At 45.4% G+C, this 17803-nt stretch carries 13 protein-coding genes; 9 read left to right on the top strand and 4 right to left on the bottom strand.

Annotated elements, in window-relative coordinates:
* Nucleotides 1–203 precede the first annotated feature (203 nt).
* The 6 genes from NTX75_07600 to NTX75_07625 all read left to right on the top strand — a co-directional run bounded on the left by NTX75_07600 (nt 204) and on the right by NTX75_07625 (nt 4857).
* Entirely contained in the window at nt 204–470 is a 267-nt protein-coding gene (locus NTX75_07600; protein MCX5816092.1) for a DUF4160 domain-containing protein, read from the top strand.
* Between the two features lie 12 nt (nt 471–482).
* The gene (locus NTX75_07605) at nt 483–728 is read left to right on the top strand and encodes a DUF2442 domain-containing protein (GenBank protein MCX5816093.1); all 246 of its coding nucleotides are present in this window, start codon (nt 483–485) and stop codon (nt 726–728) included.
* 417 nt (nt 729–1145) lie between these two features.
* Nucleotides 1146–1331 carry a hypothetical protein gene (locus tag NTX75_07610; protein MCX5816094.1) on the top strand — a complete coding sequence of 62 codons (186 nt, stop codon included), beginning with the start codon at nt 1146–1148 and terminating at the stop codon, nt 1329–1331.
* Between the two features lie 40 nt (nt 1332–1371).
* A complete protein-coding gene (locus NTX75_07615) occupies nt 1372–2631 on the top strand; it encodes an HD domain-containing protein (protein ID MCX5816095.1) in 1260 nt (419 codons plus the stop codon).
* A 300-nt stretch (nt 2632–2931) separates the two neighbouring features.
* Nucleotides 2932–3633, top strand: coding sequence for a DNA alkylation repair protein (locus NTX75_07620; GenBank protein MCX5816096.1), 702 nt, complete (start codon nt 2932–2934; stop codon nt 3631–3633).
* A 168-nt stretch (nt 3634–3801) separates the two neighbouring features.
* On the top strand, nt 3802–4857 hold the full coding sequence (locus NTX75_07625; GenBank protein ID MCX5816097.1) for a DUF933 domain-containing protein: 1056 nt from the start codon (nt 3802–3804) through the stop codon (nt 4855–4857).
* On the opposite strand, the gene NTX75_07630 is transcribed toward NTX75_07625, so the two are convergent.
* The 4 genes from NTX75_07630 to NTX75_07645 form a co-directional block, all read right to left on the bottom strand.
* Nucleotides 4854–7439 (bottom strand): GAF domain-containing protein, encoded by a 2586-nt coding sequence (locus NTX75_07630; GenBank protein ID MCX5816098.1) that lies wholly within the window; start codon nt 7437–7439, stop codon nt 4854–4856. The genes NTX75_07625 and NTX75_07630 overlap by 4 nt on opposite strands.
* A gap of 163 nt (nt 7440–7602) precedes the next feature.
* Nucleotides 7603–9678 (bottom strand): DUF294 nucleotidyltransferase-like domain-containing protein, encoded by a 2076-nt coding sequence (locus NTX75_07635; GenBank protein MCX5816099.1) that lies wholly within the window; start codon nt 9676–9678, stop codon nt 7603–7605.
* A 138-nt stretch (nt 9679–9816) separates the two neighbouring features.
* A complete protein-coding gene (locus tag NTX75_07640) occupies nt 9817–12237 on the bottom strand; it encodes a sodium-translocating pyrophosphatase (GenBank protein ID MCX5816100.1) in 2421 nt (806 codons plus the stop codon).
* A gap of 246 nt (nt 12238–12483) precedes the next feature.
* Complete coding sequence (locus tag NTX75_07645; protein MCX5816101.1) at nt 12484–14061, bottom strand: FAD-binding protein; 1578 nt, start codon at nt 14059–14061, stop codon at nt 12484–12486.
* A gap of 653 nt (nt 14062–14714) precedes the next feature.
* On the opposite strand from NTX75_07645, the gene NTX75_07650 reads away from it, so the two are divergent.
* The 3 genes from NTX75_07650 (at nt 14715) to menC (ending at nt 17791) form a co-directional block, all read left to right on the top strand.
* The gene (locus NTX75_07650; protein ID MCX5816102.1) at nt 14715–14960 is read left to right on the top strand and encodes a hypothetical protein; all 246 of its coding nucleotides are present in this window, start codon (nt 14715–14717) and stop codon (nt 14958–14960) included.
* Between the two features lie 162 nt (nt 14961–15122).
* Nucleotides 15123–16625, top strand: a complete 1503-nt coding sequence (locus tag NTX75_07655; GenBank protein ID MCX5816103.1) for an ATP-binding protein — start codon at nt 15123–15125, stop codon at nt 16623–16625.
* 2 nt (nt 16626–16627) lie between these two features.
* Nucleotides 16628–17791 (top strand): o-succinylbenzoate synthase, encoded by a 1164-nt coding sequence (gene menC, locus NTX75_07660; protein ID MCX5816104.1) that lies wholly within the window; start codon nt 16628–16630, stop codon nt 17789–17791.
* Nucleotides 17792–17803 lie beyond the last annotated feature (12 nt).

A 17803-nucleotide genomic window follows, 5' to 3' on the forward strand; every position in this document is an offset into this window, starting at 1 on the left:
GACCTTTGTAAAAGTTCATAAGGCTTCCTCCTTAATTGGGTATTTTGGTTCCTCTCAAACCGATTCTACCATGTCTGGAGGAGGCCTTGAATAGTATCAAGTAGATGCAGCCAATCGGCCTGAAATCAGGCCTCTGGCTGATCTTTGTGTTATGTGAAATAATTTAATGTTAATGAATACAAAAATGATATAATAAAAACACTATGCCGACCATCTCTATGTTTTACGGAATCATAATCCGTATGTACTGTTCTCCGGGAGAGCATAACCCTCCGCACATTCATGCATATTACCAGGATTTCATGGCAATCATTGATGTTATTGCTTGCGAGGTATCGACAGGAAATCTACCCCCAAGACAAACAAAGCTTGTTCTGGCTTGGGCAGAAATCCACAAGGACGAGCTATTGGCAGATTGGAAACTGGCCTCAAAAGGCGAACTTCCTTTTCCAATCGAGCCCTTGAGATAGAGGAAGGTAGACATGTATCCACCTGTAAAAAATGTAAAACCTTTAGATGACTATAAATTGCTACTTGAATTTGGAAATGGAGAACAAAGGGTTTTTGATGTCTCCCCCTATTTGAGTATTGGTAAATTCGCCGAATTACGAAATCTATCCGTATTCTCTTCTGTAGCAGTCAAATTTGACAGTATCGAATGGGTTAACCATTTGGACATTGACCCAGAATTCTTATACGAAAAAAGTATAAATACAAAGACCAAATAACGACCGGATGCAGCGAATCGCGTACCTCCCCCAATAAAGCAGGCCTCTCGCTGACCCACATGTTGGAACCAGATGATACGGCAGAGAGTCATTGACCTCCTATGGCTGACACCTGCGGACAACGTGTCCGCAACATTGGTAGCAAACGTTGCTACTGAATTTAAAATCCCCGCAAAGCCAATGCTGGCCTTGGTTTGGAGCATTGATCTTTTTTTTATTCACTGTGAATAAAAATATGGAAACCCCATGAAAAATAACCTTTGGGGGTGCCGGTGGGCAAAGAGAGGACTCATACCAATTCGCCTTCATTCATATAACTTCGTTGCCTTCGTCGTCATCTCCTCGACGTACTGAAATGTACGCCTCCGTCGCCTCCTCCTCGTCGCCTCGTTCTATCTTTGAATCCAAATTGGTATCATGGCGATAGAATCACTGGTTTCCCTCCTCCCTTCGGAAGGCGAGAGAAGAATAAAGACAAAAGACGGAATAGAAGCTATAATGAAAGGCAAAGACATGAAAGAACATGGCGATAAAGGCGAAAGACATAGAAACGTTCCAACGAGTGCGTGCAGCCAATCGGCCATAAAGCAGGCCTCCCGGTGATACCCGATGTTAGCTGTACAAATCTTTTCAGGAGAATGATATGCAACGAAATATTACCGTTAATTTAGGGAATCTGGTTCTTTCACTTTCCGACGCTATGGATTTGGCCAGTCCTTTATTGATACAACATCAACAAAGGACAGCGCTTGTCGTGTGGAAAATGGGGAAGGCCGCAAACCTTTCAAATGAAAGATTAGAAAAACTTTTTATAGCAGCGCTGCTTCATGATATCGGCGCTTTTTCATTGGAAGAAAAAATCTCCCTTCGGAATTGTGAAGTCGAAAATCCCGAAGAACATTGCATTCGTGGCGAGCTTTTGCTCAATAACATACCCTGGTTAAAGGACTCGGCAAGAATCATCAGGTTTCACCACAAAGAGTGGCAGCACTGGGGAGAGTCAATTGAAAATCCCGTTGTTCTTGAGTCACAGTTGTTATTTCTTGCCGATTATCTCGAACGCGCAATAAATCGTGAGCATTATATTCTTCATCAACACGAAGATATTATTTCAAAGATAGAATCTTTGTCCGGCTCTTCATTGCATCCTCAAGTTGTGGATCTTTTCCTCTCGATATCTCATAGCGAAGAATTTTGGTTGGACCTGGTTTCTCCCCGATTGTATTCTATTTTACTTAATGAAGGTCCTTTCAGAAAGATAGAAATAGACTATTCGGATATTTCTATAATAGCCGAGCTTTTTCGAAATATAATTGATTTCCGGTCCCGTTTTACTTCAACTCATTCTTCAGGTGTTGCCGCAGCCGCATCCTTGTTAGCAAAAATTTTCGGACTTACGGACGTAGAAATAGGGTTTATGGAAGTTGCCGGAGATCTGCATGATTTAGGGAAATTGGCAATTCCCAATAGTATTCTGAATAAACCTGGAGGCCTTACAAAAGAAGAGATGTATGTTATGAAATCTCACACGTATTATACTTATCTTATAATTAATAGCATTGGGGGACTTAAGCAGATTACGGAATGGGCTGCTTATCACCATGAAAGACTTGACGGTTCCGGATATCCCTTTCATTGCATGGCAGCCGAGCTAAGTACCGGAGCCCGGATAATGATGGTCGCAGATATATTTACGGCGCTGGCTGAAGACCGGCCATACAGAAAAGGGATGTCCAAAGATGATATTGTTCGTATTATTAAACAGTTTTCTGATCGTAGCCTTTTGGATACCAGAATAATTAATCTCCTTTTTGAGAATTACAACGAGATTTTTTCCTATGTAGCCGAAAAACAGGCTGTTGCCAGGGAGTTCTACGAAAAACAATTTGCTTTTATTCATTAACGGCCCAAATCTTGGAATATTGATGATTGCGCAGATAACAACCGCATCAACTCGGACTGGCAATTCCGCTACGCTCCATTGCCTGCCGGTTATGCGTAGCGTTAGGCCAATGGAGATAAACCATGAAATTCGAGCCTCGGGTACCCGCTTGCGGGTGCGGTAAAAAGCGCAGCGAAGCAGGGAGCGTAAGGTTTAATTGCGAACACGGTGAGCAACAACAGTGTTTCTGCGAATACCATATTTGGGCAACAGGCCGTTTGCTCTTGACTGGAAAGACATATCCTGGCAATACTATCTTCCATGCTCGATGCGCTCAGGAGAGATGTGGAACTTCTTGCAAACCCGGAAAAGGCAAGGGTGCTCCGGCGATTCTTCAAGACCGCCCCTGGCCAGTATGGTGAGGGCGACGTCTTTCTCGGCATCGTTGTTCCTGACTCACGCAAGATTGCAAAAAAGTACGCCGATCTCGCTTTCGAGGAGGTTAGCGCCCTCCTGAAATCAAAGACTCACGAAGAGCGGCTCATCGCTCTTTTCATCCTTATCGCACAATTTGAAAAAGGCAATACCCAAATAAAAGAGGAAATATTTCGGCTCTACCTCAAGCATACGGCATTTATCAACAACTGGGACCTTGTCGATCTTTCTGCCGAAAAGATTGTCGGCGCTTACCTCGAAAGAAGGCCAAAAGAGATACTATATGAACTTGCACGGTCGGAAAGCCTCTGGGAGAGACGTATCTCCATCATCGCCACATTTCGTTTTATCAAAGAGGGGAAATACGAGGATACCTTCACCATTGCAAGTATCCTGCTCCGGGACAGGGAAGATCTTATCCATAAAGCAACGGGTTGGATGCTGAGAGAGGTGGGAAAACGCTGCTCGGAAGAGGTGGAGGAAACATTTTTGCGCAAACATCTCAAGGAAATGCCGAGGACCATGCTCCGCTATGCCATCGAACGTTTCAGCCCCGAAAAGAGACGTCAGTACCTTCAAAAAACGTAAACATTTACAATTGTCTCGGGATAACCCTGGTGGCATTTCCTTTTAGGCGTCAACTCTACTCATTAAAAGGAGGGCTTTGGTGCATCTGCTATGAAAATCCCTTGTAATTTAAAGCAGATTTGTGTATTATATGGTCTCGTTTGATATCATTTTCCATGAGGAGTGGCAATGTACATTTCAATAATCGGAGCCGCCGGTTCTGGGAAGACAATGCTTTTTCAGGCTTTAAGCGGCATAAAAAAAGATAATGGCATTGCCCCGAATACGATAGTAACCGTTGATGTACCTGATGAGCGCCTTGAGAGGTTAGCTAAAACATTCAATCCAAAAAAGACTGTCCACGCACGTATAGAAATATCCGACACAGCAACGATAGAAGAAGGCGATGTAAAGAATGAAACGATTAGCCCTAAGGCAATCCAGAAAATGCGGACAAGTGATGCTTTTATCCTTATTCTGCGACATTTTGATAATGGATTACCCGTTGACCCTGTAGCTGAATTCAGGACGATTTTTACTGAGTTTATCCTTTCTGATATGGCGCAGATCGAAATACGCCTGGAGCGCATCAACAAGCAGAGCGGGAAAAAGGATAACCCCCTTGTCCAGCAGGAAAAGGCCATGCTTGAGAAGTGCCTGGCCCACCTTAATGAAGAAAAACCATTATCTGTCCTGCAAACCTTAAATGGAGAGGGGAAAATGCTTCGCGGCTTCCAGTTCCTCTCGCAAAAGCCTATGATGTTGGTGGTGAATTGCGATGAAATGACAGTTGATGAAGCTGAAACAATCCTGTCAGACATTAAACTGTTATTGCCCGGCGATATCCCCATTATTGTTGCTTGCGCCAAACTTGAAGCGGAACTGGCGCTTATGCCACCCGAAGAGTGTGCTGATTTCATGATAGAATACGGCATTAAGGAAACGATACGTGACCGCATCATACAGCTTGCCTGCCGGACGCTGGGCTTGATCTTTTTTTTAACGGTCGGGGAAGATGAATGCCGTGCATGGCCGATAAAAAGAGGTATGAGTGCCCAGGATGCAGCAGGGACTATCCATACAGATTTTTACAATAAATTTATCCGTGCTGAAACAGTTGGCTATGATGATTTTATAAAATATGGTAATTTTGCGGAATGTAAAAAGGCAGGGGTGTGGCGTCTCGAAGGGAAGGAGTATATTGTCCGGGATGGTGATATCATTTCCATCAGAGCAGGCAACTAATATTTTTCCTGACCCAGAAGTTCGTATACTTTCAGTGTACCGATTGTTGAGTCGATCTCATATTCGCCAAGTTCATTGATATCCAGATGGGACTGTGCAGCCCGGCGGGTATCTTCACTTATAAGGATGCCGTTCGGTAAGGTTTTAACAAGATTTTGCAACCTGAAAGCGGTATTCACCGAATCGCCGATCACCGTATAATCCATTTTCTTGTCGAAGCCGATATTGCCAATTACAACCTCACCGGTATGGATACTGATCCCTATAACGAGGGGAGCCCCCAGTTCCTGAAGAAAATGATCACTTACCGTTTCAATGGATTTTTTCATTTCGAGGGCTGCGGCAATTGCGTTATCGGCATCCATGGTGCTTGAAACTGGTGCACCAAAAATAGCAAGAAAGCCGTCACCCAGGTATTTGTCAACAATGCCATGGTGATTGAACACGGTGCTACCCATTATTGAAAAGAAGTAGTTAAGCATCGATACGGTTTTTTGCGGTCCCATTTCTTTTGCAAGTTTGGAAAATCCCCGGATATCAATGTTCAGGAGGGTAAGACTTCTGAACTCATCGATGATCGCTTTCTCTGTGTCCTTCCCGTAAACAATTTTATCGACAACCTCCATAGGGACGAACTTCTGAAACATTTGTCTGATCCCCCGCTCATGTTCGGTCATCGATATTGTCTCCTGATAAAGACGGGCATTTTCCATGGCAATAACCAGTGATGAGACAATGGACTGGAGGAGGTGTTCATCGCCCGGACCGAAATCACCATTGATTTTATTGATGAGCTCAATGACACCGAGCACTTTTCCCTGTGAGATCATGGGTACACACAATACGGATCGTGTTTCAAATCCGGTAAATTTGTCAATATCAGAAAAAAAATGGGGAGACAGTGTTACGTCATTCACGATAAGCGGTTTTCCCTGACTGGCAACATAACCGGAGATGCCTTGCCCAAGTTTAAGTTTGAATTTTGTCAGTTCTTCGATATTGTTACCGAAGGTAATCTTAAATTCAAGCTCACTGTCGTGCAATAAAAACAGCGATCCAGCCCCTACATCCATGACAACACGAATCATATCCATTGCATAATTGAGGACTTTGTCGATATCGAATGTGGATATGGCAAGGGTATTTCCGATCTCTTTAAGGGTGTCCAACTCCTGATCACGCTTTACAACAACAACAGACAGTTTGTTCCTTTCGATTGCCAAAGAAAGACTGTCTTTCGCTAAGCCGATGAACTCCGTTGTTTTTTGAAAGGCCTCCGGTCTTGATGTACAAAGGACCAGCACCCCTTCTACGTTGCCCTGTATCTTTAAGGCAGACAGGAGACATGACTTATATCCCTGACCAAGAAAGAGTTCCTTTTCGATCTCATTGGTCATAGTTTCGGTATCGTTCACGTTAATGGTTGCTCCCTGTTTCATTACCTTATCAAAAACTGTATCTTTGTAATTGTAATAAGACCCTCTGGACAGGTTGATCGGCCTGTGAGAAAAGAAATCGAAAACCACAAGGTCATGGGGTTTGGTTTCCTCTTTCATCATAATAATAGCTGCTTCAAAAGGAACCAGTGCCTGTATTTCATTCAGAATAGCATATATGAGCTCGCTATCCTTGAAGCTCGAGTTGATGACATTGAAAATCTTCTCCAGTTGCCTTAGAAACCCATCATTTTGCTCATTTTCCTTAAGAAGACGAAGATTCTCATATGTGAAAGCTGCGCCGCTCAAGAGAGATGTGAGCACTTCCACATCTTCCGGCATAAAAAGCATATCGTCGTTTCTCCGGGAAACCGTGATAACGCCGATAATATCATTAATAGTTTTGAGGGGCATGCATATAAAGGATTTTGTTCCGTAAAGAGGGCGGTTATTCCTTCCGAAACGGCTGTCTTTTTCAATATCATTAACAAGAAGAGGGGATTTATTGATGACTGCATACTTTGAGATGCTCTTTTCAAAATCAATCCGGTCTCCCACTTTGACGAGATCTCCGAGTCCAATAGTTGCCTGCACGATAAATTTTTTGCGGTCTGGCCGCTCAAGCATGAGCACAGAACCTAAATCGGCATTTACCAGCTTCAAGGCGCGCTCTAATGTTATATACATGAGTTCTTCTGTGTCGTAGGTTATATAACAAAGGTCTGAAAGTTCTTTAAGGGTTGATATTTTTGATGCGTTCTTTTCGAGTTGCTCAAAGGTAACCTTAAACTGATGTTCGATGGCATTAAAAGACTGAATGATATTCGTCAATTCATCGATGCCGTTCTCAGGCTGAAAATCTGAGATTTCCTCGACAATCCTTTCCGAGATTTTTTTTGAAATATTTGCCACTGCTTGAAATATACGGCGGAGCATTATGATACCGAGTAAAGAGAATACAAGGAAGGCAACTAAAAATATGCGTAATGATTCGTCATTGAGAAAATCGTGTTTAATGGCATAGAAAAGAATGCCAAAAACCGGAAAAACAAAGAAAAGACCAACAATTAGATACAGCTTGTAATGAAGGTTCTTATTTTTTAACGATATTTCGTTAAACCAATTTTTTTCGATTCCCTTTGCCATATCTTTTTTTCCGTCTAACACCTAATAACGCAATGTTATAGAAAGACTTTTTAGTTGTCAACGATAAAAAAAGAGATTGTCATGTGCCCGCGGGCACTCCCAACGGAAAAGGTCTACAGACAAAAAAATAAGGGTATGTAGCCAGAGAAGCCAATGAGTGTTGTTAATTATAAAAATTCTGGTTTTCAACCTTAAGGAATTCTTGCGTTATTTTTTGCAGTTGAGAAACAGCGAGGAACGCCTCTTTCAGCAATTGTTTTTGTCTTGCGGTAAGCGTTGCCGGATCGATGCGGTTGCTGAAGTCTCTCCCACGGTCTCTATCGTTCAAATCGTTTCTGATTTTCAGGGTGAGAAAGGTTTCGAAAGACTGTTCTAAAAATTCCGCCAGATCGGTTTTTATTATTGTATCCTTGTTCAGTTTTTTTATCCTCTCTAATGTATTCGTCTCAAAGATGCCTTGCTGAAATGCAAGCATCTTTACACATGTATTCAGGGGGAGGAGCCCATAATTTTTTATATTGAGCGTATTTTTATATTTACCGTTTTTTTCTACAATAAAATTCTTAAAAAACCCCAATGGCATAGGAATAGAGGTAATTACCTGGGCCAGCAACTTCAGGAATAGCTGATTTTCTTTGATTAACTTCATCATATGCGATTTCAGCTCAAATTCAAGAAATTTGTTTCCATATATCGTTCTGAAATCAAAAAAGACGAATATATCAATAATCTCGTTCTCTGAGAGTGACCTTGAGAGTATCCATTCTGCCGTCCTTTTCTTCCACTGTATTATACTCCCGGAATATTTGGGGTTTGTTGCCATAACGTTACCCTTGCATAAAGGGAAACCGCACTTGTTTAACGCATCTGTTACTTGATGGGAAAATGTTTTAAAATATTCTTCGGTGTCCCCGGAGGGAGAATCGAGATAGATTATCGCATTGTCCTGATCTGTGAGCAGTGTTTGTTCTTTTCTCCCTTCGCTGCCCAATCCTAACCATGCGTATGAAGACGGGGGATAACCGAGATCTTTTTCGACTAAAGCGATTACCCTTTTTACAATCTTATCATTAAATTCACTTATAATTTTACACACGTGCGATGCAAGAGCGCCATCAGCCATTAAAATAGCCAATACCTTTTCCACCCCGGACCGTACTGCGTCCAATTCGGAGATGCTTGGCGCCTCATCAATATTTTTCAACAAAGACAAAACCTCAATGCCTTTATGCTTCAGGATATCAAATGTGGTAAGTAATCCCACCGTTTTTCCTTTGTCCAGTACGATGAGTTGATTGGTTTTGTGCTTAACCATTTCGTGAATGGCATCATAAAGGAAGCTTTCTGCATCGATTGTTTTGTATTGTTTTTCCATTATTGTCTCTATCGGTTGCTGGGGGTCCTTTCCTTCCAGTAAAACCGCTTTGACAATATCTCTATAACCAAGAATGCCTTTTGTAGCAGTCGAATCGTCGGTTACTATGATCGTTTCTAACCCATTATCCAGGAGTTCTCTGGCGGCCTCTTTCGTTGTTGCTTTATGGCTACAGAATATTTGAGCTGAAGGAAGCATATCTTTCACCTGTTTTTTATACAGGGTGGACTCCACATTTACAGTGCTCGTATTCGAAACAAGAAACTCCTTATAAACCTTGCTCATTCGATAATTGAGCAACCGGTGAAAGAAATTATAAAAAATTGAATGTTTTTGAACCATACGGAGGAAAGCCTCTCTTCTCTGGCTCAAACACAATGAGTCCTCTATCACTTCGTACTTTGGAGTCCTTGGAGAATCGGAGAGCATAGGCATCTCACCAAAACATTCACCTTCACCGAGAAACCCTATAATAATCTCTTTGCTATTTTCCTCCATGCAAGCCTTTACGAGGCCGCTTTTCACTACAATAAATTTGTCAGACCCTTTATCCTGTGAGAATATAATCTTTTTAGGTAAAAAAGATTCCCATTCCATGCTTTCTGCAACCTCTTCAAGGTCAGCCCTTGCAAGAAGATTAAAAGGCATATTATTTTCAAGAAAATTTACTTTGTTTTCATACCTGTCCATCTCAAGAGCTTTCTGAAATGATAACGCCTCGTGAAGGGTGTTTTTTTGTATTGCACCGATATCGATAAGTATTTCCCCGATGTTTTTATTGTTTGCATTTTGGATTGCTAAGGCATTTACGATGGATACTTCTTCGACAAAACCCTGTTTAAAAAGTATTTCCCCAACTTTCATGGATAACCCCCCATATTTACAGTTACAAAGAGAACTGTAAATATGTTATCGGCTTAAATTTCAAAAAATTAAGGATTTTGAAAATATAATAAAAAAGCCCCGTGGGAACACGGGGCTTTTTTGCTGTTTGTCTATAAACTACTCAAGCGTTTCGTCGCCGATCCTCATGCTGTAGAATGAGCGATATATGAAGACGAGTGCCACGATGAAGAAGATGGCGCCGAGCGATGTTTTTAGCGTCTGAGACTGAATAGTTACGGCTATTTCTGTCGCGAGAAGCCCGAAAAGGGTCGTGAACTTGATAACGGGGTTCATAGAGACAGACGATGTATCTTTAAAGGGGTCGCCAACTGTATCACCGATAACGGTTGCTTCGTGGAGCGGGGTCCCCTTCTCTTTCAGATCAACTTCGACGATCTTCTTGGCGTTATCCCAGGCACCACCGGCGTTTGCCATAAAGATGGCCTGGAAGAGCCCGAAAAAGGCGATTCCAACGAGATAGCCGATGAAGAAGTAAGGGTTGAAGAAGGACAATGCAAGGGCCATGAAGAAGACCACGATGAAGATATTCAGCATGCCTTTCTGGGCGTACTGGGTACAAATCTTTACGACTTCCTTGCTGTCCTCGATGGAGGCCTCTTCCTTGTCGAGGTTGATATTTTTCTTGATGAATACGACAGCCCTGTAAGCACCGGTTGTAACTGCCTGGGTCGCTGCGCCGGTAAACCAGTAGATAACAGCGCCACCCATGAGAAGACCGAGGATGATCTGGGGCTGCACGAGACTCAGCTTGGCAACAACATCTCCGAACATGTTCTCAAGAAGGATGATGATGCCGAAGACCATTGTAGTTGCACCGACGACGGCTGTACCGATAAGCACCGGTTTTGCCGTTGCCTTGAAGGTGTTGCCTGCCCCGTCAGCTTCTTCGAGGTAATCTTTGGCTGTATCGAAGTTGGGCTCAAAGCCGAACTGACCCTTGATCTCTGCTGCAATGTTAGGAACGCTTTCAATTCTGGAAAGCTCATACACTGACTGGGCGTTGTCTGCTACGGGACCGTAACTGTCAACGGCGATTGTTACAGGACCCATGCCGAGGAAACCGAAGGCCACAAGGCCGAAGGCAAATACTGGAGCCGCAAATGTGAATTTCGCAGGCATGACTGCCATAATTGAGGGATGCTGGGAAACAAGGTAGGCGATGAACATGAGAGTGAGGATTGTCAAGCCTTCCCAGAAAGCGGAGAAGTTACCGGCAACAAAACCGGAGAGGATATTCAGTGATGCACCGCCATGGCGTGCCGCACTGACGCACTCCTGCACGTGACGCGATTTGGTGCTTGTGAAGACCTTGGTAAACTCAGGGATCAATGCGCCGGCAATGGTGCCGCAGGAGATGATGATGGAAAGCGCCCACCACAGGCCGGGATACTTGGCGTCCATGTCACCAAGGAGCATATAGCTTGCCCAGAAGGTAACAATGATTGAGACTGCCGAGGTGATCCATACGAGATTGGTAAGGGGCTGTTCAAAATCAAATTTTGTCTTTGTGCCATAAAGGGAAGAGGTGATGCCTTTATTGATGAAATATGAAACAAGAGAGGTAATGATCATAAGAATACGCATTGCGAATATCCAGATGATCAGGGTTCCCGACATGCTTGGATTTGCTGCTAAGGCAAGGGCGAGGAAGGCGATTAAGGCAACACCGGTAACGCCGTATGTCTCGAAACCGTCTGCGGTGGGGCCGACGCTGTCGCCTGCGTTGTCACCGGTACAGTCGGCGATAACACCGGGGTTTTTCGGGTCGTCTTCGGGAAGCTTGAAGACGATCTTCATGAGATCGGAGCCGATGTCGGCAATCTTCGTGAAGATACCGCCTGCGATTCTCAAGGCGCTTGCACCCAGAGACTCACCGATGGCAAAACCGATGAAACTCGGACCGATAAGGTCTTTCGGAAGAAACACAAGGATGCAGATCATGAAGAAAAGCTCCACGCTTACAAGGAGGAGTCCCACGCTCATTCCGGAGTTAAGGGGAATAGTAACGACGTCAACGGGCCTGCCGCGCAGGGATGAAAAGGCTGTCCTGGAGTTGGCCCATGTATTGATCCTCATGCCGAACCATGCCACACCGTATGAGCCGAGTATACCGAGAACGGAGGCCAGGAGGATGATGACCATATTGCCGAATGGCGCATGTGAAAGTCCCATAAAGTAGTAAACCATACATATTGCGATGAGGACCCAGAGAATGACCAGGAACTTACCCTGCTGTGCAAGGTAGGACTTACAGGTTTGCCAGATGATCTCTGATACCTCCAGCATGGCCCTGTGGGCAGGGAGGTTCTTTGTCTGATTCGCCTGGACGATCGAGAAGATAAGACCGACAAAACAGATAAGAATACCGAAATACATGATGGACAGACCGCTCAACCCACCGAAGATATTAAAGGATACCTGGGAGAGATCCGGCAGCACGATGTCTGCTTCGCCGGCAAGGGCGAGTGGTGCTGTCATTAACAGCATGGCAGCAAAAAGAAACAACGAAAAAAACATATTGCGTTTACTCATCTATAACCTCCTTAAAAATTTTGTTTATAACTATTAAAACTCAGCTTAACCATACGTTGTCATATACACTTTGCCATATACGATGCTAAGCTTAAGGATTGTTTATTGTAAACCACTTTTTTCGGGAATGTCAATGAACTTTATGAAAAAATTCACAATATGATTGAGCAGAGAGCGAAGAGCATAAGGAAGGTAGGCACAGGTTTTAGCCTGCGAACATTTAAAGAGTGTTTAGACATAACGTAAGGAAAAATGTTCCCGTTCAGGGTCATAAGAGAGACATGAATTTTTTTGCCAGTTTAAATTGTCTTCATACGGGAAATCTTTACGCTGAAAACTGCCGCGGCTTTCCTTACGGCCGAGGCTTGCAATGAGTATTGTTTTGAGGACAAAAGAGGCGCTCAGAAGATCTTCTTTCAGCCTCATTTCAGGGACATTGCGTGGAACAGTTGCGTAAAGCTGTACATTGATCTTTTCAACGGCTGCCAATCCCTCTTTCAAGCTATTTTCAGATCTTACAACCCCTGCATTGTTCCAGGCAATTTCTCTGATATTACGGCGGAGTTCCATGAGGGATGTCTTGTTGGGGGAGTGAGCATTGTCGTTGTAAATATCATTTTTTCCTATGGCTGTTGCATCAGGTTTTCCCTTGCACATGGCAACCTTACTTTCAGATAATTGTGCGGCGTTCTGTCCCGCAATTTTTCCCATGACAAGGCATTCCGTGAGGGCATTGCCGCCTCTTCTGTTTGCCCCGTGGAGCCCCCATGCAACCTCTCCGCAGGCAAAAAGACCGGTGATTGTTGTCCTGGCACCCTCATCAATTTTTACTCCACCCATGAAAAAGTGGGCTGCAGGGGAGATGGGAACAGGTTTTGTACGAACAGGGAATTTTAATTTTGCAAGGAGAGTCTGGGGGTATTCATCCCAAAGCGATAAAGGTATATCACTGAAGTCCGCATATACGCCCCCCATGGAAGCTTCTTCAAAGAGGAGGATGGAAAACAGATCTCTTTTTGTATGGATGGCTTCGTTCAAACTGCCGAGGGAATGTTTTTTCAGAATGTCCTCTCCCGAGGAATCAAGAAGGCGCACTTCCTCGGGGAATGGAGGGTAGAGAATCATTGATGGCAGGTGTTTATCAGCCAGCACGAGAGGGTAGAACTGGACAAACTCCATGTCAAAGAGTTCAAGGCCTGCCTTTGCTGCAAGCCGGTAACCCTGTCCCATGGTATTTTTCTGGTTGTCATTAACGAGATAGATCGCCCCTGCCCCACCGGCAGCAATTATAACGGCTTCAGCGAAAAGGGTTACCTCCTCTCCCTTTTTGTTGAAGCCTTCTACACCGCATGCCCTGTTGCCGTCTTTGATAATATCCGTGACATAAAACCCGGGGAATATTGTAACTCTGTCGAGTTTCCTTACCTTCTCAGCCATATTTTTTACAAGCAGAAGTCCTGGAATATGATCGAGGTGTGGCGTTCTCACAGCCGTGATGCTGTGGAAATCCATCATGGGAAGCCCGGAAGAACGGAGGAAATCGAAGGCGTCCGAAGCCCTTTCTGCAATGAGTTTTACCATGGACGTATTGTTAATCATTCTCCCAATCCGGATCGTATCCTTTATGTATGCTTCGGTGTCATAGCCTCCCGTGGGCCCGGTAAAAACACCGCCGGCTAAGGCTGTATTTGTCCCGAGGCCAATGGAACCCCTGTCAGTCAAAATGACTTGAGCCCCTTCTTCGTGGGCTGCTATGGCTGCGACCATCCCGGCAAGCCCGGCCCCGATTACAATAACCCTCTTCATCATACTGAATTATAAACCGAAACGCGATTTTAAGGAATACAAAACATTTTTGCCTGTTGCCCAAGTCAATTGTACGCCGGAACACTGCTTCCCTCCCTGCTTCCTGTGCGTGCTTTACCCTGCTGTGAGTTCACTTCCGCTCAATCTTCTGACTTGTCCACCCGCAAGCGGGGGGTACCCGGCTTAGAACAAATCAGGCCGTCCCAGACGCGGCACCGGCCTCAGGCACTACCTTCAGCCGGCCACCCGTGGAGGTACGATCACGGGTGGCCCCCAAGGTATGCTCGAAGTCGCGACTCGCAAAAAGTTCTTCCGGCTTGCTATCTCAAACGTACCCGGTGGTTGTTTGGGCACAGGCCGTCAAAACTCAACACTGCTTATAAAACTTGGTTTACCCCGTGTAATGCATTTGCTACTCTATTTCACTGGGGTTTGGTCCGACCCCAATCTACCCGTTTTGCCATACCATATTAACAAATCAGCGCGTGGAAAATCACCTTGAAATACGTTCCCCGCAGGTGCGGGGATGAACCGACTATAAGAAAATTGATAACGTAAATTGGGGTCGGACCAAGCCGTAAAAGCTGTTTTGAGTTTTGAGTGTTGAGTTTTGAGTTGAAAAAACCTAATAATAATATTGGCTTAAAGTGCTGTTTTTGGGGCAATTTGTAACCTGTCTGCCACAACGCAGGCACAGGCAGGCAAAGGGGTACGATGTGGGTAGCCCTACGAGCGATTTGGTGGCTTATGATAGGAGGCCCGAAGACCTGCCAGAGGAAGTTGCTCCAACGGTTGGAGCAATGGTAGAAATCACCGGAAAGTCAATACAGACCTTGCATAGAGAGATTTCACTTTTGAAACTTTTTGATGAGATTCAAACAGTCTTTATCCATGTTACATAAATTATCTGCGGCTTGAAGAGATAAAGGATGTCCACGCATTCTCGTTGTGCCTATTCCATCCCGCCTCATCTTCATAGCTTTCCCATCGAGGTCATGGTATAAGTAATCTTTAAAGAGATCGTAACTCTCTCACAAAATGAGATATATAATGGGGGTAATGCTATGGAACTTTTTCGTTTGAGACTGCCAAACCGCGTTAATTTGCTTAGGGTTGCCAGGGCGGCTGCGCGTGCAGCAGGCGAGGAGTTTCGTTTCCCTGAGAAGACCACGGGAGGGATGGAGCTGGTTGTCGAGGAAGCTGCGTCGAATGTGCTTCGTCATGCATACAGTCCCAACGAGGAAGCCTATTATTATGTTTCGGCCTCCCTCGAGGGGGACGCCCTTGTCTTCCGGGTACAGGATAAAGGTATGCCCATGGACAGCTTCGACCTTCCTCAATACGATCCCTTAAACCCGGACTCTAAGGGCCTCGGCACCTACCTCATGAAAACCTATTGCGACGGCTTCCGGTATCTGAACCTGGGCAAGGAAGGCAAGGCCTTCGAGTTTCTTTTTCATCTTCCCCGCGAAGGGATCGGGTATACGGCCGAGCCTGTCCAAACGGGCCAGGAGCCGATGCATATTACTGATAAGGATATGGTAATCCGTCCTTTCTTAGACGAGGATGCCCCTCAGGTGGCGCGTTGTGTATACCAGGCATACCGGTACTCCTATCTCAGGGATTTTCTCTATATACCCGAGCAACTCATCAGGGTGAATCGTTCTGGTGAGATTCGGAGCATTGTGGCCGTCCTGGCCGACGGGTCTGTCATTGGTCATATTGCCCTTATGATGGGGCAGAACCGGAGAATTGCAGAGTCAGGACAGGCCTTTGTGTCGCCCCTTGTTCGCGGCGCCGGCATTTACAAGAGACTGAAACAGGCTGCCATAGACTATGGCACACAGTGGGGTCTCGACGGATACTATGCGCTTACCGTAACCGTTCATCCTTATACCCAGAAGGTGAATCTCGAATTTGGCGCCCGCGAGTCAGGGATCCATCTTTCCTACAGCCCGGCAGGAACACAGTTTGAAGGTATCAAGGGGAAGGTGACCCAGAGGATTCCTGTTGTTATCTTTTATGGTGCCTTTCATGAAGAATGTATGAGACGCATCTTTGTACCACCCCATCACCGCGCCATGATCACGAGGATATATGAGAATCTGAATATCCCTGTGGAGGTAAGCGATTCAGAGCCGGTAGATCAGGACTATAACAACGAAAGAACGGTCTTCGACTTTAAGGTAAACCAGAATGGCGCCAGGGCCTATGTACATATCAGGGCTCCCGGCAGGGACCTTTCCCGGGAGATGCGGAACCTCCTGCGCCTTTTCCATGATCAGGGCATAGAACTTGTTCTCGCCGAGTTGCCCCTTGGTCATCCCTCGGTGGCCATTGCTACGGCAAACCTTGAGGCCCTTGGTTTCTTTTTCTCAGGGGTTTTGCCTCATGGCTTTGAAGAGAGCGATGCCCTCTGTTTGCAGTATCTCAGAATACCAGAGTTAAGAACAGACAACATTACTATCTACTCGCCTTTTTCGCGCGAACTCCTTGATTATATGCTGCGAGAGGCAAAGGGGCGCGTAACAGTGATTAACGAAGAAAAGGAAGGTGAAGGGGTATAGCAGTGCTTAGAGATAGTGAAAAGGAGGAGGCGGTTATGATGGAAGAGTCTTTTGGGCGCGTGGATCGGATCGAGGTCTTTATCTTGAGAGTACCTCTAAACTTTCCTTTTGAGACAAGCTTTGGGGTGCAGAAGGAGAAAGAGGCGCTCATTGTCCGGGTTGATGCCGGGGGAGTGATCGGCTGGGGTGAGTGTGTAGCCACCTATGCACCGCTTTTCAACTACGAAACGACAAAAACAGCCCTCCACGTGATTAAGGAGTTCCTTGCCCCATCTCTTGCTAAGGCTGATACCCTGGCAGGTGTTTTCTCCGGTTTTCAACTGGTGCGAGGCCATTTAATGGCAAAAGCCGCGCTGGAGAATGCGCTCCTTGATGTGCTGGCCAGACAGAAGGGTATATCCCTCTCCGTCCTCCTGGGTGGAGAAAAAAAGACGAGAATCCCATCAGGTATCAGTATTGGAATAGCCAAAGATATTCCCGCACTTATCAGGACCATTGAAGATGCCCTGACGAAAAGGTATCATCGGGTCAAGCTGAAAATCAAAAAAGGAATGGATATCGCAATACTGGAAGCTGTGCGGGACTGGTTCCCACATATTCCCCTCACAGTTGACGCAAACGCAAATTACACGCCGTCAGATGAAGGGCTAATCGGGACAATGGACGGCTTCAACCTTGCCATGATAGAACAGCCCTATACCTACGATGATTTGTACCAACACTCCCTTCTTCAGAGAAAATTGAGTACATCGATCTGTCTGGATGAATCGATAAAGACCATAGATGATGCCCGAACCGCTATGGCACTCGGTAGCTGCCGTATAATCAACATCAAACAGGGACGGGTAGGAGGGCTTGTCAACAGCCGGGCAATTGCCGAATACGTGACAAAGGCAGGCGGATCCGTCTGGTCCGGTGGTATGTTGGAAACGGGCCTGGGGCGGGCGGTGAATCTTCAGCTTCAGACGCTGCCGGGTTTTGATGCACCAGGCGACACAGCAGAGACCGCACGATTTTACAGAGAGGATATCGTGGAACCATCGGCTGCGCTCGATACAGAGGGATACATTGCCGTTCCCCCGGGAGTTGGTATAGGCGTAACAGTTCTGGAGAAGCGGTTACAGACCTTCGCTATTCATCATGAGGTGCTCTTCGGGATAGGGTAGCGTTGATGTTTT

It is taken from the genome of Pseudomonadota bacterium (assembly GCA_026388315.1).
Lineage (GTDB): Bacteria > Desulfobacterota > Syntrophorhabdia > Syntrophorhabdales > Syntrophorhabdaceae > MWEV01.

Coding starts and splice junctions, on each gene's coding strand:
- NTX75_07600 (MCX5816092.1), top strand. CDS start 204: ATGCCGACCATCTCTATGTTTTACGGAATCATAATCCGTATGTACTGT.
- NTX75_07605 (MCX5816093.1), top strand. CDS start 483: ATGTATCCACCTGTAAAAAATGTAAAACCTTTAGATGACTATAAATTG.
- NTX75_07610 (MCX5816094.1), top strand. CDS start 1,146: ATGGCGATAGAATCACTGGTTTCCCTCCTCCCTTCGGAAGGCGAGAGA.
- NTX75_07615 (MCX5816095.1), top strand. CDS start 1,372: ATGCAACGAAATATTACCGTTAATTTAGGGAATCTGGTTCTTTCACTT.
- NTX75_07620 (MCX5816096.1), top strand. CDS start 2,932: ATGCTCGATGCGCTCAGGAGAGATGTGGAACTTCTTGCAAACCCGGAA.
- NTX75_07625 (MCX5816097.1), top strand. CDS start 3,802: ATGTACATTTCAATAATCGGAGCCGCCGGTTCTGGGAAGACAATGCTT.
- NTX75_07630 (MCX5816098.1), bottom strand. CDS start 7,439: ATGGCAAAGGGAATCGAAAAAAATTGGTTTAACGAAATATCGTTAAAA.
- NTX75_07635 (MCX5816099.1), bottom strand. CDS start 9,678: ATGAAAGTTGGGGAAATACTTTTTAAACAGGGTTTTGTCGAAGAAGTA.
- NTX75_07640 (MCX5816100.1), bottom strand. CDS start 12,237: ATGTTTTTTTCGTTGTTTCTTTTTGCTGCCATGCTGTTAATGACAGCA.
- NTX75_07645 (MCX5816101.1), bottom strand. CDS start 14,061: ATGATGAAGAGGGTTATTGTAATCGGGGCCGGGCTTGCCGGGATGGTC.
- NTX75_07655 (MCX5816103.1), top strand. CDS start 15,123: ATGGAACTTTTTCGTTTGAGACTGCCAAACCGCGTTAATTTGCTTAGG.